The organism is Shewanella algidipiscicola, from assembly GCF_003605125.1.
GTDB lineage: Bacteria > Pseudomonadota > Gammaproteobacteria > Enterobacterales > Shewanellaceae > Shewanella > Shewanella algidipiscicola.
Map to the genome: position 1 here is coordinate 1 of NZ_QPQT01000011.1, position 25,378 is coordinate 25,378.

The window sequence follows — 25,378 nt, forward strand, 5'->3', positions numbered from 1 at the left end:
CGTCAAGTGCTTATTTTAAGAAGTTTTCCAAGCGATGATTTCTTAAGCAGAAGTCATCAATCGAAGCCCTTAAAAAGCGCTTATCACCTGAATCAAATCTCCGAAGAGTTTAACTCGCACCTCTTTGTTAAAAGAGATGCTGACTTAGCTGCAAGTCCCGTACTACCTAGGTAGTTGGCCTGCTGTGCCGTGTCAGTGGATGCGCATTATAGGCAGTTCTCGGATGGGCGCAAGGGCTTTTTGAAAGAAAGTAACGCTTTTACTATTGAGTGCATACTTATCAAACGATACGTATAAAAAAGGGGCTAATCAGCCCCTTTTTTATTTGTGTTCGTACACTTGTTGGCGCCTATTGGCCGAAGAATCGCGATTCTTGTGTAGCCTCTACCTTTTCACCATCTAAGATAGTCGACACTTTAAAGTCGATTTTTATCATGGGGCGCGAAAGCTCAACAGGATCGACCGCAACACTGATTGGCAGAGTTAACACTTCGCCACCATTAATGGTGACCGTTTGCGGGCCATACCATTTGTAGTTGGGTAATCCTTCTACGCCCAACTGATACTCATGCGGCGCTTCGGTCTTATTGAGTATCTTTAATGTGAAGGTGTTTTCAATTAATCCTTGATTGTTGACTCTAAATAGCTGATTGCGGTCGCGGATAATATCAACACGAACAGGGGCAATAGTGGCACTGGCATAGACAAAGATAACTATCATGATGGCTAACACTGCACCGTAACCCACCAGCTTTGGCCTTAACACTTTCTCTTTTACCCCATCGAGTTTGTTTTCGGTGGTGTAAGCGATCAAGCCTTTTTGATACCCCATACGCTCCATGGTGTTATCGCAAGCATCAATACATGCTCCGCAGTTAATGCATTCATATTGTAAACCGTTACGAATATCGATACCTGTCGGGCACACTTGAACGCATAAGTCACAATCGATGCAATCACCTAAACCTAACTCTTTAGGGTCGGCTTTACGCGAACGAGGGCCTCGGGCTTCACCCCGTTTGGTGTCATAGCCAACAATATAGGTATTCTTATCGAACATCGCCGATTGAAAACGAGCGTAGGGACACATGTGGGTACACATGATTTCACGCATCCAACCAGCATTACCATAAGTCGCTAAGGTAAAAAGCATGACCCAAAAGTAAACCCCACCAGACGCGGTACCACTGAATACCTCGGCATACACTTCTGTGGTGGGCACAAAATAGGAAACAAAGGTCATGGCTGTTAACAAGGACACCAGCAACCAAGCGAGGTGCTTTGCGGTTTTACGCCATACCTTATTAAAGCTCCATGGCATTTGGTCAAGCTTAATGCGCTTGTTGCGTGCACCTTCAAGCTTTTCTTCAAACCAAATAAAGATAAAGGTCCAGACCGTTTGTGGACAGGTGTAGCCACACCAGACTCGACCAAGATAGGTGGTCACAAAAAACAACCCAAAGGCGGCTATCATTAAGAGTGCGGCTAACAGGGTTAAATCTTGCGGCCAAATGGTCAACCCAAAGATGTGAAACTTTTGCTCACCTAGGTTAAACCATACCGCTTGCCTATTACCCCATGGGATCCAAGGTAATATAAGGAAGAACAATATTGCGACCCAACCTAAACGGCGGCGCAGCTGGGTCCAAAACCCTTGTATTGCTCTGACATAAATACGATTGCGGGGATTGAAGCGGTCGGACTTATGTACATCAGGCTGATGAATTTTGATCCGCTCAACCTTCGAATAGTCCTTTTTATTTGATTCTGCGTTCATATTTAACAGCCTTACAGCTTTAATATTCCATGAAAACTGGCTTATTATACCTTTTCTATCACAAATTGTTCATCATGGTTGGAGAAATAATGAGAGGCTGGATTATTTTAGGCGCAGGCGCAGGGCTACTCTATTACCTTGCAACCGAAACCAATAAGCTCGATGAGCCAATGGCTCAAGCCGATGCACTCATGCAAAAGGCTGAGCGTAAACTCGACTCAATGACAGGCACAAAAATTATTAAAGTCGATAATCATTTATCTCAACTAAAAGCTGAAATCGCTAACCGACTCAATAAGGCAGAACAGGCCGCGTTAGAGGATATTTTCGAATCCGAGCAATCCGTCATGGCTTATAAACAGCAATACTGCGGTGATAACGCCAGTCGCTTTACGATATTAAGCCGCGACAACCAATTATTCATATGCGATAAATTACGATAACCCCCACTAACGCCGATATCGATGCCGCACCCAGCGCACGGTTTTTATATCCATAATTGACCTCTATAACGATTGAGCCTAGCCTTGGGCGATCCGTCTCAATTGACAATACAGACACAAGGTAATCAATATGACAGACCAAGTTTCCGATATTTTTGACCCAAGCCTTTGGGAGCAAGTCAGCGGATTTGCATTTGAAGATATCACGTATCACAGAGCTAAAGAGCAAGGCACGGTACGTATTGCTATCAATCGCCCAGATTGTCTTAACTCATTTCGCCCTAAAACCGTTGATGAATTCTATACCGCTTTAGATCATGCGCGCCAATGGTCTGATGTTGGCTGCGTACTATTAACTGGTAACGGCCCATCGGCTAAAGGGCAGTACTCTTTTTGTGCCGGCGGCGATCAACGCATTCGTGGCAAAGATGGCTACAAATATGAAGGTGCTGAAGAGGGTAAGCCCGATATCGCTCGTATGGGACGGTTGCATATCTTGGAAGTGCAACGCCTTATCCGCTTTATGCCTAAAGTGGTGATTGCGGTCGTTCCTGGTTGGGCGGTCGGCGGTGGTCATAGCCTACACGTGGTATGTGACCTCACTCTCGCGTCGAAAGAACATGCCATATTCAAGCAAACGGATCCCGATGTGGGCAGTTTCGATTCCGGTTACGGTAGCGCCTATCTTGCTAAGATGATTGGTCAAAAGCGAGCCCGTGAAATTTTCTTTTTAGGCTTTAATTACAGTGCCGATGAGGCGTTCGATATGGGCATGGTCAATCGCTCGGTGCCCCATGCAGAGCTGGAAATCGAAGCATTAAATTGGGGCAAAGAGATCAATTCGAAATCCCCCACCGCCATGCGCATGCTTAAATACGGCTTTAACTTGCCCGATGATGGACTCGTCGGCCAACAACTGTTTGCTGGCGAAGCGACTCGTTTAGCCTACGGCACCGATGAAGCCATAGAAGGCAGAGATGCCTTTTTAGAGAAGCGTGAGCAAGACTTTTCTAAGTTCCCTTGGCACTATTAACCACAAATATCTAGCCTCTGTGTGCTCACGCCCATAGAATAAAGCCGCATCACTGCGGCTTTATTCTATTAATTAGTTGTACATATCTGCGCCAATCTAAAAACTCTTTTAAGCCTATCGACATTTATCTCTTTAAACTGAAGGTGATAATGATTATCATTTAATAATTAAAGAGGAGCTTCATTATGGCTAAGACATTCACTTTTGCAATACTACATTTCAGCGTTGCTTTCACAATTACGTACCTATTAACAGGCAGTATTGTCATAGGTGGTGCTATAGCCTTGATTGAACCTGCAGTAAACACAGTTGTGTTCTACTTCCATGACAAAGTGTGGAAACGGATAGAAAGCAGGCAAACCGCTAATGCAATAAAGAAGAACCATCAGCTATACGTTAGTGCTTAGCGCTATATAATCAACATAATTTAAGCTATTCGCCCAACACTATGGTTACTTTGCAGTGTGGGGCGTAAAAATTAGCTATTCCCTAAACATAAAACTCTGCTATAAAACAATCCAGATATCTAGTTGTTATCACTTCACAAAGGATTGTTATGAAAACCTTAGTTACCGCCGCTGTCATATGTTTATTTATTTCCCCATGCTCATTTGCAAATGATTACCAACACGCTTTATCAATAGGTGCAGGTATTGGAGAAACCAACGTCTCATCAGACAAGGTTATCAATGGTGATGACTTTCAAACTCACTATGATCTTGCCTACCGCTACCAGTTTACCCCTCAGTGGGGGCTGGAATTGGGCTACATGAGACAAGATGTATTTCTCACCAACCTATTTAGCATTGGCAATCAACTGGATGATGTTGATAGCTTCCGAGCAGCAGCACTGTATACACTCCCCCTATCTAAAAGAAATCGTTTAGTGTTTAAACTTGGCGCTAACCAGTACAGGCTGAAATTTACAGATACCAACGACAACGACCGTAGATTCACCGATGATGATATGGGACTACTTGCAGGTTTAGGCTGGCGTATGGAGTTTGCATCGGGTATGGATCTCGGCCTTACCTACCATTTTCAAGCAATGAATTTACTCGATACCCATACGCTTACTTTCAATCTCGGCTATCGTTTCTAATGTTATGAATCGACGCTAGAACAACACACATATAAACCATTCGCAGTAAGCCCAGGGTGAAAAACATCCTAACAAACTCGCCACTACACCAGATAGAGGTATTGCTGAATAGTCTCTATGTCCAATCACAAATGAGGCACCGCATATCGCTAGTGAGCCTTTTGTGTACGTAAGATTATGGCTAATGAACTCAGTAATGAGTGAGGCCATACTTGAATTCGATGATGAAAACGCTAAATCAAAAGTATAAAAAAGACCAGTAGCTCTGGCTACTGGTCTAATAAACAGCATTAACGTATTTTCAAGACTAAACATACAACAGCATTATTTAGCTATCGATGTAGCAAAAGTTGTCTTTTACTCAACTGTCACCGATTTGGCTAGGTTACGTGGCTGATCCACATCGGTACCTTTAATCAGTGCCACATGATATGACAGTAACTGTAATGGAATGGTGTAGATCAGTGGTGCCATAAACTCATCACAATGAGGAATGGGGATCACCTTCATGGTGTCGTCTGACTCAAATTTGGCATCTTTGTCAGCAAACACATACATTAACCCACCGCGGGCACGCACTTCTTCCACGTTTGACTTAAGCTTTTCCAGTAACTCGTTGTTTGGTGCAACGACAATCACTGGCATATCGGCATCGATAAGTGCTAGCGGGCCATGCTTAAGCTCACCTGAAGCATAAGCTTCGGCATGAATATAAGAGATCTCTTTTAGCTTTAGCGCACCTTCCATCGCGATAGGGTACTGATCGCCACGGCCTAAAAACAGGGCATGATGCTTGTCGGCAAAGTCTTCCGCCAGTTCGGCAATGGCGTCATCTAAGCCCAGTGCTTGCTCCACTTTGGCTGGCATAGATTGTAGGCTCTGGGTGATTTTTGCTTGCATCTCGTCAGACATCCCATTATGACGACCAATCACAGCCGTTAACATCAGCAGTCCAGCTAATTGCACGGTAAAGGCTTTGGTTGACGCAACACCAATTTCGGCGCCCGCTTTCATCATGTAAGCCATATCAGATTCACGCACCAAAGATGAACCCGGCGCATTACAGATGGTCATGGTGGCTTTGTAACCCATCTCTTTAGCAAGACGCAGTGCAGCAAGCGTATCGGCCGTTTCACCCGATTGAGAGATAGTCACTAACAAGCTATTGGGGAACAGGTGAGATTTACGGTAACGGAACTCAGAGGCGATTTCGACGTTGCATGACACACCCGCCCAATCTTCAAGCCAATAACGCGCCGCCATGCCGGCGTGATAACTGGTACCACAGGCAATGATCTGCACGTGTTTAATGTCTTTTAAAAACGCTGCAGCATTGTCGCCAAACGCCGAGTCCAATACCTGACCACCAGCAATACGCCCTTCTAAGGTATGGGCAATCGCACGTGGCTGCTCATAAATTTCTTTGAGCATATAGTGACGGTATTCGCCTTTATCACCCGCATCATGAGTCACTTCAGACTCTTTCACTTCGCGCTCAACAGGATTACCGTCAATATCGAAAATTGAGACTTGGCGTCGAGTCACTTCGGCCACATCGCCTTCTTCTAAGAAAGCAAAAGAGCGAGTCACTGGTAATAGTGCTAGCTGATCGGAGGCGACAAAGTTTTCGCCTAAGCCATAGCCAATCACCAACGGACTACCAGAACGTGCCACGATCATGCGCTCAGAATCACGACGGTCAATCACCACAGTGCCGTAAGCACCTTCTAGCTGTTTTACCGTCGCCTGTACCGCTGCCAATAAGGTATCGTGCGACTTAAGCTCGTGATGCACCAAGTGACAAATCACCTCGGTATCGGTATCAGAGGTAAATACGTAACCTAAGCCTTTTAGCATTGCACGCAGTTTATTGTGGTTCTCAATAATGCCGTTATGCACCACGGCAATGTCGCCAGATGATTGATGTGGATGGGCATTACGCTCACTTGGCTCACCATGGGTAGCCCAACGAGTGTGGGCGATACCTGTGCCGCCCGCTAATGGCGTTTGCTCTAGCGCGCAAGAGAGCTCCTGCACTTTACCTACGCGGCGAGTGCTCTTGAGCTCGCCATTGTGAATAACCGCCACACCTGCCGAGTCATAACCGCGGTATTCGAGGCGACGTAACCCCTCGACCAAAATTTCTGCAACATCCCGTTGCGCTACTGCGCCAACAATTCCACACATAATGTTTTTCCTACACGCTAATCTTAAGATTTAAAAGTAATAATTAGTTTGAGTAAGGCGCTAAGATCACTTCTACGCCTTGCTCGGTAATTTTTTTCACCACCGCGCAATCAATGCGGTCGTCGGTCACCAGCACGCTTATCTGTTGCCATGCCAACTCTAAATTCGGTATTCGTTTGCCAACTTTATCTGAATCAACCATCACGATAACGTCGCGCGAGACTTCGGCCATCACTTTGCTCAGGCCGGTCAATTCATTAAAAGTGGTGGTGCCACGCTCGAGATCTATGCCGTCAGCGCCGATAAACAGTTGGTCAAAGTTATATGAACGTAATACCTGTTCGGCAACTTGTCCTTGAAAGGATTCAGAGTGTGGGTCCCACGTGCCACCAGTCATCAATAATGTCGGTTCGTTTTCCAACTCATGTATGGCATTGGCCAATTGCAGCGCATTGGTCATCACCACTAAGCCACGCTTATCATTAAGCTGCTGCACTAAACCCGAGGTCGTACTGCCACTGTCGATAATGATGCGGTTATGATCTTTAATTAATTTAGCCGCTGCTGCGGCAATGGCTAATTTATTAGGTGCAACCTTAGCACTAAATTGCTGAGTGACTTCATCGGGCATGGCAACCGCGCCACCGTAACGGCGCAGCAAAAGACCGGTTTTTTCTAAAGCGGCTAAATCTTTGCGAATGGTAACTTCAGAGGTATCGAAACGTAACGATAACTCATCAACACTCACTTCACCTTGCTCATTGAGGATGGCGATAATGCTATGTCGACGCTGTTGAGTGTTGCGTTTATTCATAAAAGTGGCTATTAAGTTTCGTTTCGAAAGCTGATTATAATGAAACGAAACTTTTTTGTCAGTATCGAAAGCCAACTTTATAAAAATCGGTCATAAAAAAGCCCCTATCGAAAGATAGAGGCTTATGAATATGCTTTAGCTTACAGCGATATTAATCGGACTCAGCCATTTGGCTTCTCCCACACTTAGCTTGTTTAGAACTTAGCTTCTAACGCCAAACCAAAGTGACGCCCTTCACCTACCGTGACATCGGTATTAGTGCCACCCGCTAGGTAATCGGTATCGAATAGGTTCTTCACATTCAGGCGTACGCTGACATCACTGCCCATGACGTCCATGGTATAAGCTGCCCCCATATCGAAACGTACATAGCTATCTTTGCTGATGCTGTTGCTGGTGTTGGCAAAACGCTCACCAACATAAATAGCACCAAAGTTAAACGCTAAATCATCAGTCATCTCATAACGAGTCCAGACGTTTGCCGACCATTCAGGCGCATCCACTGGTGTCTTACCGTTTAAGCTATCTGCTTCGGGACGAACATACTCTGCATCAAGGTACATCATAGAGCTAGTTACAAACCACTGATCACTGACTTGTCCCTGTGCACCTACCTCGAAGCCTTTATGGCGTTGCTCACCGCTTTGGGTGGTAATGGTTTGCTTACCCGCGCTAGAGATAACATCAAGCTCTTCGGTGACGGTGACGTTAGAGACTGTGATATCAAATACGGCACCCGTCAATAGCAAGCTGCCATCAAAAAACTCCCACTTAGTCCCGATTTCGTATTGCTCACCATACTCAGGATTAAGGTTCATCTTATCGTTAATATCTTCGGCATCGTTAACTTGCCCTTGCGGCGTGAAGCTCTTAGAGTAGTTAACATAGATGCTACCGTTGTCCGTTGGCGAGTAGATCACGCCAAACTTAGGCGACACGGCATAGCTATTATTACCCTCACCCTCTTTTTTCTGCTCGTCATAACGCACGCCCGCCAATACCTTCCAGCTGTCGTTAATGCTCACGAGATCCTGAATGTAGAAACCATAATGTTTGTAATCACTCTCAGACTTGGTGCTGTCTCTGTGATAATCCAGATCGGGACTAGGGAGTGGTTGGCCAGGCATCACGGGTTGGCCTCTAGTGCCAGCATCTTTTAACTGACCATAATAGTAGTCAAGCATATTGGCGCCGATTAAGAACTGATGCTCAAAACTGCCCGTGCTGAACTTGCTCGTGATATCAACAAAGCCAGTTTTGTGCTGCCAATCGTCATAACGATCGAATGGGCTGATGGTATAACCATCTTTAAATGGATCTTCAGAACCTTTAGCTAAACTTGGCAATGAGTCTAGGCGCTGACGATTAAACTGTTGGTCGTTATAACCGGCTTTAACTTTCCAATCATCATTGATGTGGTAGGTCAGTTCGGCGCCCAAATTAGTAATAGTATTGTCGGTAAACGCCCATGGCATATCCCAGATAATGTCACGGCCACCAATCAACTCACCATCACTATTTAACCAACCGCCACGGTCAATACCGGTTTTATCTTGGGTATGATCATATTTGAGTGACAAAAGAAGATCGTCGGTAATGTCAAACTCTAGATTTAAGTAGCCTAACCAACGATCACGCTCTTGATTAGTGTCATCCTGATAATCACGCCAGTATTGTGTATCTTGCTTAACCAACACAGTGCGATAGCGCATAGTTTGTGCTTCATTTAAACTACCACCAGCATCGAGTTTTAGACGGGTAGATCCATATTCGTCAGTATCGAAACCAAGCTCAAGTAAAGATTCACCGCTGGCTTTTTTAGTGACCATATTGATAAGTCCACCAGGACCAGACTGACCATATAGCATACTAGATGGTCCCTTTAAGACCTCAACCTGCTGTAATGTCTCGATAGGTTGTACATAGTGAGACCACTGTTGCTGGCCGTTAATCAAGAATCCTGAACCAGAAGAGAGTTCAAAACCGCGAATATTAAACACTTGGCGGTTCCATTTCTCACTACCACCGGTGACACTGGAATCATTAACCAACACCTCAGAAAGGTTAGTGGCGAGTTGCTCGTCAATGACGAAATCAGGGATAACGCTAACTGATTGAGGGGTATCCATTAAGTCAATATCGCCACGCATAGCGCCAGAAGCTACACCCACTTTATAATCGTTAAAGGTACGGCCGGTAACCGTAATACGTTCTATGCTAGCATCGGCAGTAGTATTGCCCGCTTCATCAGCCGAAACAGACACACTAGCTAATGCAGCTACAACCGCTAAACCTACACTCGAGTATTTAAACGTAGCGCCCTTCATTGACATAACAACCCCATAACTAAAAACGACAACAGAAAAAGTTGCGCTAAATATAAATGAGAATTGTTTTTATTTAAGCTTCTTTACATCTCTTTACAATGCAAAGTGAGCCAGTTCAATTTATTGCGCCTTAACGGTTAAATTTCATGCACCTCAATGAGCTGGCAATAAAAAAGCGACCCTGTAAGGTCGCTTAATTGTTGGACTCAAGTCCAAACTTAATACCTTGTTTTACTTCTTAAGCTTAACGGGACGAGTCCAGCCGCTTAAGTGGCGCTGCTTGACGCGAGTAATGACCAACTCATCGGCCGCTACATCAAGGGTTATGGTAGAACCGGCTCCGAGAGTCGCACCCTTGCCAGTAGTTACTGGTGCGACAAGCTGAGTGTCACAACCAACTCCTCAGAACTTGGTAAAAATCTCATTCTTACAACAAATTAATCAGCCTTGCCGACAAGCAGTATTCATAAACAGATATAAAAAAGCGACCTACTTAACTTTATTTTCAAATTATTTACTTCAGCAAAAATAAGGCTACTTATCTTAATATTTAACTAACTTACCAAGCTTCCTCATTTTGTACGGCTTTATCTATCTGGACAGAATTACCATTTTAAATTGGGTAGAAGTGTCGATAAGGATACTTCAATATTTGCTTATTAGTTGCTATTGGCCATTACTTGCAATTTCCTATATGGCAAACATCTAAAAACAGCATTGACACAACAATAAAAAAATAACAAAATAACAATCAAGCAACTTACTTAAAAGGATTTAAATATGAAAAAAAATAGCATTATCACTTCTAATATTTCTGGGTTTAAGCACTAATGCCTTTGCAATTACTTGCGGTTGCCCTAGTGGCGAGATGACAGTTGAAGTAGGAAGTAATGGTAATATTACAATGAAATGCTCTAGTGGGCCCATAGAATGCAACATACAGCTGCAGTAAATAGTCTTTGAGTTATTATTGACGAGCACAACAAAAAGTGAACAACATTAGTGTTCACTTTTATAAAGGATTTAGCATGAAAAAGGGATTTATATTTGGTTTATTAGCGGTACTTACGGTATTTACCTATCATTTTTTCAACCAGCCGGTGTCAGTAAAGCCCCCCCCGCTCGAACTTCTCTCAGATAGTTCAATCATAGACAGTAACAGCGATATAAAAAACCTGGATAAAACCACGGTTACCAATCTCGGTAACAAAAATAGTGTCAAGGTCATAAAGCCCACTCAACATACCGAACCTTCTGAAAGTTCTGATAAATTGAGTGAATCTGATTTCAATAGCGGTGAATCCATCACCAACGCCTTTGTACTTGAAAATGACGTTATATCTAAAGATGCGTTACAAGACTTCTTCACTATAGATAACCTAGATGAGTTGATATTAAAAATCAAAAATATTGCTCCTACAGAACAGTCAGAAACGCGAGAGTATCAACTTTCACAAAATCTTAAGGTGTTTCATAATACCAACTATTATGCTGAGTCATACGCATGCGCAGGAAGAATTTGTACACTATCGCTCAACTATGACGAATTAAAGAAAGAGGAATTGACTGAATTTTCAAAGTTTTCTAAAAACTATACCTTTACCAATACTAGCGTAAATAAATATGGTGAGAAACAGTTGAAAGCCATCTATATAGCCACCGACGATCCTAGCAAGCTCACTGTTAAATAAAGTAGAAACAGCTGTCAAAACTGCAGTTTAGGTCTGAAAGCAAAAAAGCGACCCTGTAAGGTCGCTTTTTTGTTGGACTCAAGTCCAAACTTAATACCCTGTTTTACTTCTTAAGCTTAACGGGACGAGTCCAGCCGCTTAAGTGGCGCTGCTTGACGCGAGTAATGACCAACTCATCGGCCGCTACATCACGGGTTATGGTTGAACCCGCCCCCAATGTAGCGCCCTTACCTATGGTGACAGGCGCAACAAGCTGAGTGTCACTACCTACAAACACATTATCTTCAATCACTGTAAGATGTTTATTGGCGCCATCATAATTACAGGTGATGGTACCCGCACCGATATTCACTCCCGCACCAATTTGCGCATCGCCAATATAGGCAAGATGCCCCGCTTTAGAGCCTTCACCTAACACGGCTTTTTTCATCTCTACGAAATTACCAATATGGGCATCACGTTTAAGTTCGGCGCCGGGGCGCAAACGTGCAAAAGGCCCTGCGCTGGCTTTTTCGCCAACAATGGCATTTTCAACAATCGAATAAGGTTTGATTTCAGCGTTATCGGCAATGTCACAGTCAATTAAAATCGCGCCAGCGCCAATGGTCACGTTATTACCTATGGTCACTTTACCTTGGAATATCACATTCACATCGACCATCACATCCATACCCACACTGACGTCGCCGCGAATATCGATACGCGCAGGATCTCTAAGGTTAGCCCCAGCCAGCATCAGTTTTTCAGCGGCGCGGGCTTGATAAGCACGTTCAAGTTGGGCTAACTGTACGCGATTATTAGCGCCTTCCACTTCGATAGCGGACTCTGGTTGGGCTGTGGTAATCGCAACCCCATCGCGATGAGCCATAGCCACTATGTCGGTAAGATAATATTCACCTTGCGCGTTATTCGCTGATAATTGCCCCAGCCATTCTTTTAACTGTTTACCTGGCGCAGCCATAATACCGGTATTCACTTCATTAATGGCTAGCTGCTCGGCATTGGCATCTTTTTGCTCGACAATACCAACGACTTTACCCGCATCGCGCACGATACGGCCATATCCCGTTGGGTTAGGCAGGTTAACGGTTAAGATAGCTAAGCCATTCGCTGCACGGGCAGCAAGTAGCGCCTCGAGAGTCGATGGCTGAATCAAGGGCACATCACCGTATAAAATCAGCACGGTATCGTCATCATTAATATTGTCATTGGCTTGTGCCACAGCGTGACCCGTTCCCAGTTGCTCAGCTTGTAATACCCAGTTAAGTTGCTGCTCACCTAAGCTCGCTTGCAGCTTATCAGCACCATAGCCATACACCAGCTGAATCGTATCGCTGCCCACGTTATGCGCGGTATCAATCACATGTTGCACCATACTTTTATGGGCAATAGGGTGAAGAACTTTCGGGAGATCTGAGCGCATGCGGGTTCCCTTGCCTGCGGCCAAAATCACTACATTCAGTGCCATGGGGTTATCCTTGAGCTAATGCTGGTTTAAATAATGAGGTCAACTTTTGTGGGGGTGATTTTAATGGATTGAGCATGTAAAAGCGACTTCCCCCCCATTAAAGCATCACTCATTGTTAATCGTTAAAAAGTCACGCTTTTATCAGTGGTTAATACCCATTGGGCTAAATCATCCATAGTGGCAACTTGGCACCCTTCAATCACCACCAATTCGCTGAGCCCACGAGCCTGCATACAAGAACCACAAAATTTCACCTCCCCCCCCTGAGCTATAACGATCTCTAGCATCTGTTGCAAATTGTAGCCTTCACTGGGGTTCTGTTTAGGTAGTACCGCGGTGATCGCATCTGATAACAAGAATAACTTTACCTTTGCTGGTGGAGATTCTTGTTCATTGAGTTGTATCGCCAAACGTAATGCATTAAATAATCTCTCAGAGCCATAAGGGGCATCATTCACGATAATGAGAATCTGTTGCATCATAAAACCTCTTGCTAAAGTAGAAAGGGAAAAGAGTAACACTGATTAAATGCCAAAAGACTTAACTGGCTCACGTCCAAAAAAGATCCTTATTATTGTTGGTTTATTTTTAGATACAAAAAAGGCGAAAACCTTTCGGTTTCCGCCTTTCATAATCAAACAATAACCTTATCTGGCAATGTTCTTTTTGATGGTTTCGACAACGCGAAGCTGAGCAACTGCTTGAGCTAACTCAACCTCTGCTGCTGCATAGTTAAAGTCTGCGCCAGCATTTGCCATATGGGCTTCTGCACGACGCTTAGCTTCAGCTGCTGCTTGCTCGTCAATCTCATCGGCACGCATAACGACGTCAGCCAATACTGAAATTGAAGAAGGTTGTACTTCCAGGATACCACCCGAAAGATAAAACACCTCTTCACTTCCATTTTGCTTGACGATGCGCGCCATGCCAGGTTTGATACTTGTTAGCAGAGCCGCGTGACCAGGCATAATACCTAGCTCGCCTTCTATTCCGGAAATTTGTAGCTGAGCTACTCGACCAGAAAATATATGATTCTCTGCGCTTACCATATCAAGCTGTACTGTCATGGCTGCCATCCGTTCTCCTTAAACTAAATCAAAGACCTAGTTATTTTTTGTTAGCTTTCTCAACAGCTTCGTCGATTGAGCCAACCATGTAGAACGCTTGCTCTGGAAGGTGATCGAATTCACCCTCTAGAATCCCCTTAAAGCCACGAATGGTGTCTTTAAGAGAAACGTACTTACCTGGAGAACCGGTGAATACTTCAGCAACGAAGAAAGGCTGTGAAAGATATTTTTCAATCTTACGAGCACGGAATACAGTCGTTTTATCTTCATCAGATAATTCATCCATACCGAGAATCGCAATGATATCTTTCAGCTCTTTGTAGCGCTGAAGTACGGTTTGAACACCGTTAGCAACATCGTAATGCTCTTGGCCAACAACCTGTGGATCAAGCTGACGAGAAGTCGAATCCAATGGGTCAACCGCTGGGTAAATACCCAGTGAAGCAATGTTACGTGACAATACAACAGTCGCATCTAAGTGAGCGAAAGTTGTTGCTGGTGATGGATCCGTTAAGTCATCCGCAGGTACGTATACGGCTTGAACAGAGGTAATAGACCCTGTCTTAGTCGATGTAATACGCTCCTGAAGTACACCCATCTCTTCAGCCAATGTTGGCTGGTAACCTACTGCTGATGGCATACGGCCTAGCAGTGCAGATACTTCAGTACCCGCCAAGGTGTAACGATAGATGTTATCAACGAAGAAAAGAACGTCTTTACCTTCGTCACGGAACTTCTCGGCCATTGTTAGACCTGTCAGTGCCACACGTAGACGGTTTCCTGGAGGCTCGTTCATCTGACCATAAACCATGGCCACTTTATCGAGAACACCAGAATCTTCCATCTCGTAGTAGAAGTCGTTACCCTCACGAGTACGCTCACCTACACCGGCAAATACTGATAGACCAGAGTGTGCTTTAGCGATGTTGTTAATAAGTTCCATCATGTTAACGGTCTTACCAACACCAGCACCACCAAACAGACCAACTTTACCACCCTTAGCAAATGGACATACAAGGTCGATAACCTTGATACCCGTTTCTAAAAGTTCAGTGGTGCTTGATTGATCTTCATACGAAGGAGCTTCACGGTGGATCACATAGCGATCTTCTTCACCGATTGGGCCCGCTTCATCAACAGGCTCACCCAATACGTTCATAATACGGCCAAGGGTCGCAGACCCAACCGGAACAGTAATTGGTGAACCAGAGTTTACAACCTCTAGGCCACGACGCAGACCATCTGAAGAACCCATAGCGATGGTACGAACTACACCACCACCAAGTTGCTGCTGGACTTCCAGCACCAAGCCTTCACTTTTGATCTCTAGAGCGTCATATACCTGAGGTACGGCATCATGTGGAAACTCTACGTCCACAACCGCGCCAATTACTTGGACAACAGTACCTGTGCTCATGATTAATCCTCTAAAACTTGTATTCGTTACCTAGCCTAAACGGCGGCAGCACCTGAAACAATTTCCGACAACTCTTGCGTAATCGCAGCCTGACGGGCTTTGTTATAGACCAACTGCAAGTCATCAATAAGTTCACCAGCGTTGTCTGTTGCAGCTTTCATAGCAACCATACGGGCCGCTTGCTCAGATGCAATATTCTCAACAACACCTTGATAAACCTGAGATTCAACAAAACGAACCAACAAAGTATCTAACAATACTTTTGGATCTGGCTCATAGATATAATCCCACTGATGAGTAAACTCATCTTTTTCAGACTTAGGCAAAGGTAGCAGCTGCTCGATCACCGGGGTTTGCGTCATAGTATTTACAAACTTGTTGAATACTACGTACAAACGGTCCAGTTTGCCTTCGTTGTAAGCTTGTAGCATTACACGCACTGTTCCGATCAGGTCGGCTAGCTTTGGGGCATCGCCTAAACCTGAAGCAGAAGCAGACACCTGTCCGCCAAAGCTATTGAAGAATTGCGCACTACGTGCACCAATTGCACAGAATTCGACTTCTGCACCAGCTTCACGCTGCTTCTTTACGTCTGCGACAACCTTCTTGAAAAGGTTGACGTTCAGACCACCACAAAGACCACGGTCGGTTGACACCACAATGTAACCAACACGCTTAGCTTCTCGCACTTCCAAATATGGATGCTTATATTCGAGAGAACCTTGCGCCACGTGACCGATCACCTTACGCATATTTTCTGCATATGGACGACTGGCTGACATGCGATCTTGTGCTTTACGCATTTTGCTCGCGGCAACCATTTCCATTGCAGACGTGATCTTCTGAGTGTTTTTAACACTCGCGATCTTGGTTTTAATCTCTTTAGCGTTGGCCATCTTTACTCTCCAATTCTGGACCTGAGGTGCCTGAGGCACCTCTAAAATTTACCAGGTTTGGGTTTCGACGAACTTGTCCAAGCTAGCCTTCAACGCACCTTCGATATCGGCATTATAATCGCCAGTATCGTTGATGGTCTTCATTAGGTCAGCATGTTCACTGTTCATGAAAGAGAGCAGAGACGCTTCGAAGTTACCAACTTTGTTCAGCTCAACGCTCTTCAAGTAACCTTTTTCAGCTGCGAAAATAGACACAGACTGTTCAGCGATACTCATTGGAGCATATTGCTTTTGCTTCATTAGTTCGGTAACACGCTCACCATGCTCAAGTTGAGCACGAGTTGCATCGTCAAGATCAGATGCAAACTGTGAGAACGCTGCAAGCTCTCGATACTGTGCAAGAGCGGTACGGATACCACCAGACAGTTTCTTGATGATCTTAGTCTGCGCTGCACCACCAACACGAGAAACTGAGATACCTGGGTTAACCGCTGGACGTAGGCCAGAGTTAAATAGGTCGGTTTCAAGGAAGATCTGACCATCGGTAATCGAAATTACGTTAGTCGGTACGAATGCAGAAACGTCACCTGCTTGAGTTTCAATAATCGGCAGTGCGGTTAGAGAGCCAGTTTTGCCCTTAACTTCACCTTTAGTGAACTTCTCAACATACTCAACGTTTACACGTGAAGCACGTTCTAACAGACGAGAGTGAAGATAGAATACGTCACCTGGGTATGCTTCACGTCCTGGAGGACGCTTAAGCAGCAATGAGATCTGACGGTAAGCAACTGCTTGCTTAGACAGGTCATCATAGACGATTAGTGAGTCTTCACCGCGGTCACGGAAGTATTCACCCATGGTACAACCAGAGTATGGTGCCAAGTATTGCAGTGCAGCAGCTTCTGAAGCTGTAGCAACGACAACAATGGTGTTCGCCAAAGCGCCATGCTCTTCTAGCTTGCGTACTACGTTAGCGATTGTAGAGGCCTTTTGGCCTACGGCTACGTACACACACTTAATGCCAGAATTTTTTTGGTTGATGATGGCGTCGATCGCTAGAGCGGTTTTACCGATCTGACGGTCACCAATGATCAATTCACGTTGTCCACGACCGATAGGGATCATAGAGTCAACGGCTTTGTAACCAGTTTGCACTGGCTGATCAACTGATTTACGCTCAATTACACCAGGTGCAATTACTTCAACAGGTGAGAAACCATCGCTATCGATAGGTCCTTTACCGTCAATTGGCTCACCTAGAGTGTTGACTACACGGCCTAATAGACCACGGCCAACAGGTACTTCCAAAATACGGCCTGTTGTTTTAACTTTATCGCCTTCAGCCAAAGAGGCATAAGGGCCCATTACTACGGCACCGACAGAATCACGTTCTAAGTTCAACGCGATTGCAAAACGGTTGCCAGGCAGCTCGATCATTTCACCCTGCATCACGTCGGCTAGGCCGTGGATGCGGATGATGCCGTCACTTACTGCAACGATAGTACCTTCGTTGCGAGCTTCACTAACGACTTCGAACTGCTCGATCCGCTGTTTAATCAGATCGCTGATTTCAGTGGAATTCAGTTGCATGCTCAAACTCCCAATTACGACTGCAGCGTATCAGACAGACGCGAAATTTTTCCGCGGACCGAGCCGTCAATGACTAAGTCTCCTGCCGTGATAATTACACCAGCAATAAGGCTGGTATCTATGCTGCAATTCAGCTTAACTTTGCGTGCTAGACGTTTCTCTAGAGAAGCGCTCAGCTCTTGTAGTTGCTCAGAGGTTAGCTCTGTAGCTGAAACAATGTCTGCTTCAACTTCATTAGCATACTCACGTTGCATCTCAACAAATTGTTGAGCAACAGCTGGTAGCGCAACTAAACGACCGTTTTCAGCCATTACCTTTAACAGATTCTGAGCTTGCTCATTGATCTGCTCACCACAAACTCCAATAAAGAGTTCTGCAAGCTTACTGCTGGCTAAAGAGCCAGACAATAAAGGCTGCATGGTTTCGTTTTCACTCACCAATGCGGCAAAGTTCAGCATTTCTGCCCAACTCTCTACTGCTTTCTGTTCAAGAGCGAAATCAAAAGCTGCCTTTGCGTAAGGACGAGCGATGGTGGTTATTTCAGCCATAACTCAAGCTCCTTATTTAAAGTTCAGCAACAAGTTTATTAACTATGTCACTGTGTGCGGCTTCATCAATCGAACGTTCAAGAATCTTTTCTGCGCCAGCAATAGCTAATACAGCTACTTGCTTACGTAGATCTTCTTTCACGCGATTACGTTCGTTTTCAATTTCGGCATGACCCTGAGCAATGATTTTCGCTCGCTCGGTATCAGCTTCAACTTTTGCTTCATCAACGATCTGAGCTTTGCGTTTATTCGCTTGCTCAATAATTTCGTTTGCTGTTGCTTTAGCGTCTTTTAGTTGCTCTGTGGCTTTCACCTGAGCTAACTCTAAATCTTTTGCAGCACGTCCTGCATCAGCTAGACCATCAGCAATTTTCTTCTGGCGTTCTTCGATAGCGTTCATCAATGGCGGCCATACAAACTTCATGCAAAACCACACAAAGAGAAGAAAAGAAATCGCTTGGCCTAGCAGGGTAGCGTTAATACTCATAACGACAACTCCTTTCTAAGGGGACGATTAGCCAGCTAATTGATCTAAGAACGGGTTAGCGAATACGAAGAATAATGCAACACCAACTGCAATCATTGAGATCGCATCAAGTAGACCAGCTACAATGAACATTTTAATTTGAAGTGCAGGAGCAAGCTCTGGTTGACGAGCAGAAGCTTCTAGGAATTTACCACCTAGAATAGCAAAGCCAATACCAGTACCTAGCGCTGCTAAGCCAATCATAATTGCGACAGCTATTGCTGTAAAACTAATTACAGTTTCCATTTTATCTCCGGTAAATATCTAATTTTAATAAATTAATGGTCTTCATGTGCCATGCTTAGATATACAATCGTAAGCATCATAAAGATAAACGCCTGTAGGGTAATAACCAAAATATGGAAAATTGCCCAAGGCACTGATAAAACAAACTGCGCCCACCAAGGCATCAGCGCTATCAGAATAAAGATCAACTCACCTGCATACAGGTTACCAAACAGACGAAGCGATAATGAAATCGGCTTCGCAATCAAGGTGACTGTTTCCAAAATAAAGTTAACTGGAATCAGTGCCCAATGATTGAAAGGCTGCATAGTCAGTTCTTTAGTGAACCCACCAACACCTTTAACCTTGATACTGTAAAAAACAATTAACGCAAATACACTTAGAGCTAAGCCCAGAGTAATATTCAAGTCAGTTGTAGGTACAATTTTTAGGTAAGGTACGCCTAATAATCTGTTTGCGGCCTCAGGAACAAAGTCAATAGGGACTAAGTCCATTAAGTTCATCAGGAAAACCCAGACGAAAATAGTAAGACTTAATGGTGCGATAACTGCATTTTTCCCATGAAATGAGTCTTTTACAATTTTATCTACACCTTCCACGCAGATTTCAACGAAACATTGAAGCTTGCCTGGAACACCAATTGTTGCCTTGCGTCCTACTTTGTAGAATAACCACAAAAATAGAACCCCTAGACCAACTGAAAACAAAAGTGAGTCAATGTGCCAAGTCCAAAATCCCGCATCTTGACATGCATAGTTAAAAGCAATTCCACCATCGGCGGAACACATTTTCGCATTAGTCAGGTGATGCTGGATATAGTCGGAAGCCGTTATAGTTAACGTATCATCCCCAGTTGTCGCCATGATTAATCCCACTTAATTTTGTTTGAGGTATAAAGGGGCTGTCCACGGTACGATTAACACAAGTAGATAACTGACGAATAACGGCATAAATGACGCTTTCATCAAACCAAATGCTAGTGAAAAAAACACAATGGTTAACAGCAACTTTACCGCTTCCCCCAGGAAAAAAGAACGTACGACTTTTCCTGATGCTTGCGCTCCCACATGGGAGAAAGCAAGGGTTGCGAACACAAAATTAGGAAGTACAGCAATAGCGCCACCTGCCAAAGCAGATAAACCATACTGTTCCCCCCACATAGCGAAAAAGAAAATAGAAACACATCCAGTCATCGCTGCCTGTAGTAAAACTAATTTATAAGCTGACCACCGGCCACGATGTGCTAAAACCTTGCTCAATTTGCCTTCTCCGCATTCATACTTTTTGTTTCTATATACGGATTATAAATATCCGCACAAACCCGAGGTACAAAAAGCTTGCGAAAGTATACCTTTTCGGTCATTCAAAGCAAGTTTAAGGTAGGGAAAATCGAGACTTTTCGCGTGATCTACTCCAAAAGTCTAAAAGAGGCAGATTAACAGATATCACAAAATTACATAATATTGCGTTAACTTGTAATAATTAGCGGATTTTTCCAATAATACCATCTAATTCAGCCAAGTTTTGATAGTTAATTACCATTTTACCTTTACCCTTTTTATTATGGGTAATAGAAACTTTGGCACCTAATTTTTCAATTAACTGACTCTCTAAACGGGCAACATCATGATCTTTTGCTGGTTTATCGACGATTTCAGGTGGATTTAAGGTTTTATTAATTAATCGTTCAGTTTCTCGAACAGTTAACTCTTTAGCGTTCACTAATCTAGCCAGTGTAGTCTGCTCTTCACCAGTGACAGCAAGTAACGCTCTGGCGTGGCCCATATCGATATCACCATGCTCTAACATGCGTTTTACTGGCTCATTTAAACCATTCAAACGTAATAAATTAGATACAGTGGTCCGCGACTTTCCTACAGCATCGGCAGTTTGTTGATGGGTGAGGTCAAATTCTTCAATTAAACGGTTTAATGCAATTGCTTCTTCCATCGCATTGAGATCTTCACGCTGGATATTCTCAATTAATGCAATCACGACAGCCGACTCATCGGGCACCTGTTTAATGATACAAGGCACTTTATCTAAGTTAGCTAACTGTGACGCACGCCAGCGACGTTCGCCGGCAATAATCTCATATCCTTGATCAGAAATACGGCGCACTACGATAGGCTGAATAATACCTTGATTACGAATAGACTCAGCGAGCTCGTCTAGCGCTTCGGGTGACATGTCTTTACGAGGCTGGTACTTACCCGGTTGCAGCAAGTCCACGGCAATCATCTTTAGCTCTTCATGGCTGTCACTCGTTGTATCCTGTGAGGTCACATTTTTAGCCGCTGCATGGCTAGTGCTTAGCAGTGCATCTAATCCTTTACCTAAGCCACGTTTTTTCGGTGTCATCAATTTTTCCTTAAGCTTGCTCTAACTGAGAATGTTGCTCTGCACGTCTAATAATTTCACCTGCTAGTGCCAAATAAGCCTTTGCCCCCGCACTAGACTTATCGTAATACATAGCCGGAGCACCAAAACTGGGGGCTTCGGCCAGTCTCACATTACGTGGGATCACTGTGCGATATACTTTATCGCCAAAATGCTGTTTAAGTTGATCAGATACATCATTTGATAATCGATTACGCGGATCGTACATGGTGCGTAAGATCCCTTCGATAGACAGCCCCGGATTAACCATAGCGGCTAGCTTACTGATGGTGTCCATGAGTGCAGTTAAGCCTTCGAGGGCGTAATATTCACACTGCATAGGCACAAGCACTGAATCGGCAGCCGACATGGCATTGACCGTCAACATGTTGAGCGAGGGTGGGCAGTCAATAAAGATAAAGTCGTAATCATCTTTGATAGGCGCAAGTGCATTTCTAAGACGAATTTCGCGGGCAAAAAACTCCATCAACTTAATTTCGGCAGCGGTCACGTCACCATTACCGGCGATCAGATCGTATTTACCCGTTGTGTCGCGATACACTATGTCATCGAAACTTTTTTCTTCAACGAGCAGCTCATAGGCGGTATTTTCGACACTGTATTTGTCGACACCACTCCCCATAGTTGCGTTACCTTGAGGATCAAGATCGATAAGCAAAACTTTGCGCTTAGTGGCAGCCAAAGATGCAGCTAAATTCACACAAGTTGTTGTTTTTCCGACACCACCTTTCTGGTTGGCCACGGCTATCACTTTACCCACAATATTATCCTGTCTATCTTGTTAGCTGGTTTAGGGTCAGTTTATTCTGCTATCAAATTGCTTGAACTGATTAAATAATGCAACTGTCATCGACCTCGAGCCTAGGGGTTTTTAACCACTCTGAGCAAATGACGCTGCTCATCGAGACGAGGTACTTTTAATTCGAATACATGGGTAACGCTATAGCCTCCTGGTAGTTGTGCCATTTCATCATCACTTAATTGGCCTTTTAGCGCGTAAAAACAGCCAGTATCTTTCGGTAAATGGTGACACCAATGCAACATATCCTGAATTGAAGCAAATGCACGGCTTAATACGCCATCAAACTTTTCTTCAGGTTGATAGGCTTCAACACGACTTTCCACCGAGCTTATATTACCGATAGAAAGTTCAAATTGAACCTGTTTCTGAAATCGAATTCGTTTACCCAAACTATCAAGTAGTACAAAGGTTTTATCGGGATTCATAATCGCCAGCGGAATACCGGGTAATCCGGGACCTGTGCCCACATCGATAAAGCGCTCTCCAACAAGATGTTTGCTTGCCGCAAGGCTATCCATGATGTGACGGATCAGCATCTGTTCGGGTTCTCTCACCGACGTTAGATTGTAGGCTTTATTCCATTTAGCCAACATGGCAACAAAGTCGAGCAGCTGTTGTTTTTGCTCTGGCGTTGCCGTCATCTCGATTTCGGCAAGGTAAGTATCTAATTGGGCTGATAACACAGACGTATCCTCGATAAACAATGGGATATTATGAAGCGGACGAGCCTAGATGGGAAGCACCAAGGCTTACCATCTAGACTGATACCAATCAACAGCTTGGTTTTATGCGCTCTTTCTGAGCAAACCACGTTTTTTAAGATGGACCAACAAAATAGAGATCGCGGCAGGTGTGATACCAGAAATACGCGACGCTTGGCCGACGGTTTCAGGTTTATGATCGTTTAATTTGGCGATCACTTCGTTAGATAATCCCGGCACTTCTTGATAATCAAGCTCCAACGGCAGACGAGTCTTTTCATGACGAATCGCTTTATCAATCTCATCTTGTTGGCGTTGAATATAACCAGAGTATTTCACCTGAATTTGTACTTGTTCTGCAGCTCGTTGATCTTCAATAGCAGGACCAAAACCTTCAATACTCATCAACTTAGGATAATCTAACTCTGGACGACGTAGTAAATCTTCAAAAGTCGCTTCACGCGTAATGGGCGTATTAAGGTGTGGATTTAACGCATCGACCAAAGGTGAATTAGGGTGGATCCACTGACTGCGTAAACGCTGAAGTTCTAGCTCAATGGCTTCACGCTTAGCATTAAATTTAGCCCAACGGTTATCATCAACCAATCCCAGTTCACGACCTTTCTCGGTTAAGCGCAGATCGGCATTGTCTTCACGCAGTAATAAACGGTATTCCGCGCGGCTAGTAAACATGCGGTAGGGCTCTTTAGTGCCAAGGGTTGATAGATCATCAACCAGAACACCAAGATAGGCTTCATCACGACGTGGACACCAAGACTCTTTGCCTTGCACCTGCAGTGATGCATTCATGCCAGCAAGTAAACCCTGAGCGCCAGCCTCTTCGTAACCTGTGGTGCCATTGATTTGGCCAGCAAAAAAGAGTCCGCTTATTGCTTTAGTTTCGAGTGAGTTTTTGAGATCGCGCGGATCAAAATAATCATATTCGATGGCATAGCCAGGGCGAATAATCTGCGCATTCTCCATGCCTTGGATCGAACGGACCAAGTTTAACTGCACATCAAAAGGTAAACTGGTCGAGATACCATTAGGGTAGATCTCGTTAGTATTAAGCCCTTCTGGCTCAATAAAAATTTGATGTGAGGTCTTGTCTGCAAAGCGATTGATCTTATCTTCAATCGATGGGCAATAACGTGGACCAATACCTTCGATGACGCCTGAATACATAGGACTTCTGTCGAGTCCGCTACGAATAATGTCGTGGGTACGCTCGTTAGTATGGGTTACATAGCAAGAGACCTGACGAGGATGATCTTTTACATCACCGATAAACGACATTACAGGTAATGGATCATCACCTTTTTGTTCGCTCATCAAGTCAAAATTAATGGTATTGGCATCGATACGTGGTGGTGTACCCGTTTTTAAACGTCCTACACGGATAGGCAGTTCTTGTAATCGCTGCGCCAAAGAGATCGATGGTGGATCGCCAGCGCGTCCTCCGCTGTAGTTTTCTAGCCCGATATGAATTTTACCGCTCAGGAAGGTTCCAGCAGTTAACACTACCGCAGGTGCTTCAAATGCTAAGCCCATTTGGGTTACAACCCCTACAACGCGATCGTTTTCAACAATGAGATCATCTACCGCTTGTTGAAATAAACGTAAATTAGGTTGGTTTTGTAAAATCTGTTGGATCTTAGCTCGATAAAGGGCTCTGTCAGCTTGAGCTCTGGTGGCTCTAACGGCGGGGCCTTTGCTCGAATTTAGGGTTCTAAATTGAATACCCGCATGGTCTGTCGCTATGGCCATAGCGCCACCTAAGGCGTCGATTTCTTTAACTAAATGGCCTTTACCAATCCCACCAATTGCCGGATTACAGGACATTTGTCCCAAGGTATCAATGTTGTGGGTCAACAATAATGTTTTTGACCCCATCCTAGCTGATGCCAATGCAGCTTCGGTTCCGGCATGACCGCCACCAACAACAATTACATCAAACCGTTCATGAAAATGCATCACAGTACCTTAAATAAAACCTGTATCGAAATTGAAAGTAGATTGATATTTGCTACCGACAAATGAACCATCGAGTAGCCGAGCATTTTAGCACTTGGAAGGCATTTGGTGAAAGATCAATTTAGCCCTTTCGATCTCAAGTGGATCTGCTTAATAGATCTTAAGATCTTTATATAGATCCTTTATTATGTTTACTATTAGGATCGCACTTTTCGGTGGATAACTCTAATTCACCTTTTATATCAATAGATAGCGTCATTCTGATCCTGTGATCTGATCGCGATCTAACTGGCGTAAGCTTGGGGATAGATCGCCTACTTATCCACAAGGGGGATCTTTGGTCATCGGGGGCAGTGAATAATACAGAGT

24 protein-coding genes and 1 pseudogene are annotated in these 25,378 nt (G+C 44.3%); 5 read left to right on the forward strand and 20 right to left on the reverse strand.

Annotated features, from left to right (window positions below):
* Window positions 1-349 precede the first annotated feature (349 nt).
* Entirely contained in the window at window positions 350-1,777 is a 1,428-nt protein-coding gene (gene ccoG, locus DVO77_RS12835; protein WP_119978624.1) for a cytochrome c oxidase accessory protein CcoG, read from the reverse strand.
* Between the two features lie 89 nt (window positions 1,778-1,866).
* Between ccoG and DVO77_RS12840 the strand changes: the two genes are divergently transcribed.
* From DVO77_RS12840 to DVO77_RS12855, 4 genes are all read left to right on the forward strand, one after another.
* Window positions 1,867-2,220 carry a hypothetical protein gene (locus tag DVO77_RS12840; protein ID WP_110456999.1) on the forward strand — a complete coding sequence of 118 codons (354 nt, stop codon included), beginning with the start codon at window positions 1,867-1,869 and terminating at the stop codon, window positions 2,218-2,220.
* Window positions 2,221-2,350: 130 nt separating this feature from the next.
* On the forward strand, window positions 2,351-3,253 hold the full coding sequence (locus DVO77_RS12845) for a 1,4-dihydroxy-2-naphthoyl-CoA synthase (protein WP_119978625.1): 903 nt from the start codon (window positions 2,351-2,353) through the stop codon (window positions 3,251-3,253).
* Between the two features lie 185 nt (window positions 3,254-3,438).
* On the forward strand, window positions 3,439-3,660 hold the full coding sequence (locus DVO77_RS12850; RefSeq protein WP_110457001.1) for a DUF2061 domain-containing protein: 222 nt from the start codon (window positions 3,439-3,441) through the stop codon (window positions 3,658-3,660).
* Between the two features lie 149 nt (window positions 3,661-3,809).
* Window positions 3,810-4,355: a porin family protein gene (locus tag DVO77_RS12855; protein ID WP_110457002.1), complete on the forward strand. Its 546-nt coding sequence runs from the start codon at window positions 3,810-3,812 to the stop codon at window positions 4,353-4,355.
* A gap of 357 nt (window positions 4,356-4,712) precedes the next feature.
* Here DVO77_RS12855 and glmS read toward each other — a convergent pair whose 3' ends face one another.
* From glmS to glmU (DVO77_RS12875), 4 genes and pseudogenes are all read right to left on the reverse strand, one after another.
* On the reverse strand, window positions 4,713-6,542 hold the full coding sequence (gene glmS, locus DVO77_RS12860) for a glutamine--fructose-6-phosphate transaminase (isomerizing) (protein ID WP_110458830.1): 1,830 nt from the start codon (window positions 6,540-6,542) through the stop codon (window positions 4,713-4,715).
* 43 nt (window positions 6,543-6,585) lie between these two features.
* On the reverse strand, window positions 6,586-7,356 hold the full coding sequence (locus DVO77_RS12865) for a DeoR/GlpR family DNA-binding transcription regulator (protein ID WP_110458847.1): 771 nt from the start codon (window positions 7,354-7,356) through the stop codon (window positions 6,586-6,588).
* 194 nt (window positions 7,357-7,550) lie between these two features.
* The gene (locus DVO77_RS12870; protein WP_119978626.1) at window positions 7,551-9,689 is read right to left on the reverse strand and encodes a TonB-dependent receptor; all 2,139 of its coding nucleotides are present in this window, start codon (window positions 9,687-9,689) and stop codon (window positions 7,551-7,553) included.
* Between the two features lie 225 nt (window positions 9,690-9,914).
* Window positions 9,915-10,082 (reverse strand): annotated as a pseudogene (glmU, locus tag DVO77_RS12875) (bifunctional UDP-N-acetylglucosamine diphosphorylase/glucosamine-1-phosphate N-acetyltransferase GlmU); the annotation flags it as partial.
* A 629-nt stretch (window positions 10,083-10,711) separates the two neighbouring features.
* On the opposite strand from glmU (DVO77_RS12875), the gene DVO77_RS12880 reads away from it, so the two are divergent.
* Window positions 10,712-11,374 (forward strand): hypothetical protein, encoded by a 663-nt coding sequence (locus tag DVO77_RS12880; protein ID WP_119978627.1) that lies wholly within the window; start codon window positions 10,712-10,714, stop codon window positions 11,372-11,374.
* A gap of 103 nt (window positions 11,375-11,477) precedes the next feature.
* Here DVO77_RS12880 and glmU (DVO77_RS12885) read toward each other — a convergent pair whose 3' ends face one another.
* The 15 genes from glmU (DVO77_RS12885) to mnmG form a co-directional block, all read right to left on the reverse strand.
* Window positions 11,478-12,842 carry a bifunctional UDP-N-acetylglucosamine diphosphorylase/glucosamine-1-phosphate N-acetyltransferase GlmU gene (gene glmU, locus DVO77_RS12885; RefSeq protein ID WP_119978628.1) on the reverse strand — a complete coding sequence of 455 codons (1,365 nt, stop codon included), beginning with the start codon at window positions 12,840-12,842 and terminating at the stop codon, window positions 11,478-11,480.
* A 122-nt stretch (window positions 12,843-12,964) separates the two neighbouring features.
* Entirely contained in the window at window positions 12,965-13,324 is a 360-nt protein-coding gene (locus DVO77_RS12890; RefSeq protein WP_346252972.1) for a DsrE/DsrF/TusD sulfur relay family protein, read from the reverse strand.
* A gap of 165 nt (window positions 13,325-13,489) precedes the next feature.
* Window positions 13,490-13,918, reverse strand: coding sequence for a F0F1 ATP synthase subunit epsilon (locus DVO77_RS12895; protein ID WP_119978629.1), 429 nt, complete (start codon window positions 13,916-13,918; stop codon window positions 13,490-13,492).
* A 31-nt stretch (window positions 13,919-13,949) separates the two neighbouring features.
* Window positions 13,950-15,326, reverse strand: coding sequence for a F0F1 ATP synthase subunit beta (gene atpD / locus DVO77_RS12900; protein ID WP_110458826.1), 1,377 nt, complete (start codon window positions 15,324-15,326; stop codon window positions 13,950-13,952).
* 35 nt (window positions 15,327-15,361) lie between these two features.
* Entirely contained in the window at window positions 15,362-16,222 is an 861-nt protein-coding gene (gene atpG, locus DVO77_RS12905; protein ID WP_110458825.1) for a F0F1 ATP synthase subunit gamma, read from the reverse strand.
* Window positions 16,223-16,270: 48 nt separating this feature from the next.
* Window positions 16,271-17,812 carry a F0F1 ATP synthase subunit alpha gene (gene atpA / locus DVO77_RS12910; protein WP_119978630.1) on the reverse strand — a complete coding sequence of 514 codons (1,542 nt, stop codon included), beginning with the start codon at window positions 17,810-17,812 and terminating at the stop codon, window positions 16,271-16,273.
* A 14-nt stretch (window positions 17,813-17,826) separates the two neighbouring features.
* The gene (atpH, locus tag DVO77_RS12915; protein ID WP_110458823.1) at window positions 17,827-18,360 is read right to left on the reverse strand and encodes a F0F1 ATP synthase subunit delta; all 534 of its coding nucleotides are present in this window, start codon (window positions 18,358-18,360) and stop codon (window positions 17,827-17,829) included.
* A 16-nt stretch (window positions 18,361-18,376) separates the two neighbouring features.
* Complete coding sequence (gene atpF / locus DVO77_RS12920; RefSeq protein WP_110458822.1) at window positions 18,377-18,847, reverse strand: F0F1 ATP synthase subunit B; 471 nt, start codon at window positions 18,845-18,847, stop codon at window positions 18,377-18,379.
* Window positions 18,848-18,874: 27 nt separating this feature from the next.
* On the reverse strand, window positions 18,875-19,132 hold the full coding sequence (gene atpE, locus DVO77_RS12925; RefSeq protein WP_110458821.1) for a F0F1 ATP synthase subunit C: 258 nt from the start codon (window positions 19,130-19,132) through the stop codon (window positions 18,875-18,877).
* A 32-nt stretch (window positions 19,133-19,164) separates the two neighbouring features.
* Window positions 19,165-19,995: a F0F1 ATP synthase subunit A gene (atpB, locus tag DVO77_RS12930; RefSeq protein ID WP_110458820.1), complete on the reverse strand. Its 831-nt coding sequence runs from the start codon at window positions 19,993-19,995 to the stop codon at window positions 19,165-19,167.
* Window positions 19,996-20,007: 12 nt separating this feature from the next.
* On the reverse strand, window positions 20,008-20,391 hold the full coding sequence (locus DVO77_RS12935) for an ATP synthase subunit I (RefSeq protein ID WP_110458819.1): 384 nt from the start codon (window positions 20,389-20,391) through the stop codon (window positions 20,008-20,010).
* A gap of 223 nt (window positions 20,392-20,614) precedes the next feature.
* Window positions 20,615-21,493: a ParB/RepB/Spo0J family partition protein gene (locus DVO77_RS12940; protein WP_119978631.1), complete on the reverse strand. Its 879-nt coding sequence runs from the start codon at window positions 21,491-21,493 to the stop codon at window positions 20,615-20,617.
* Window positions 21,494-21,503: 10 nt separating this feature from the next.
* A complete protein-coding gene (locus DVO77_RS12945) occupies window positions 21,504-22,292 on the reverse strand; it encodes a ParA family protein (protein ID WP_110458817.1) in 789 nt (262 codons plus the stop codon).
* A 101-nt stretch (window positions 22,293-22,393) separates the two neighbouring features.
* Complete coding sequence (rsmG, locus tag DVO77_RS12950) at window positions 22,394-23,017, reverse strand: 16S rRNA (guanine(527)-N(7))-methyltransferase RsmG (protein WP_119978632.1); 624 nt, start codon at window positions 23,015-23,017, stop codon at window positions 22,394-22,396.
* 102 nt (window positions 23,018-23,119) lie between these two features.
* Window positions 23,120-25,009, reverse strand: a complete 1,890-nt coding sequence (mnmG, locus tag DVO77_RS12955) for a tRNA uridine-5-carboxymethylaminomethyl(34) synthesis enzyme MnmG (RefSeq protein WP_119978633.1) — start codon at window positions 25,007-25,009, stop codon at window positions 23,120-23,122.
* Window positions 25,010-25,378 lie beyond the last annotated feature (369 nt).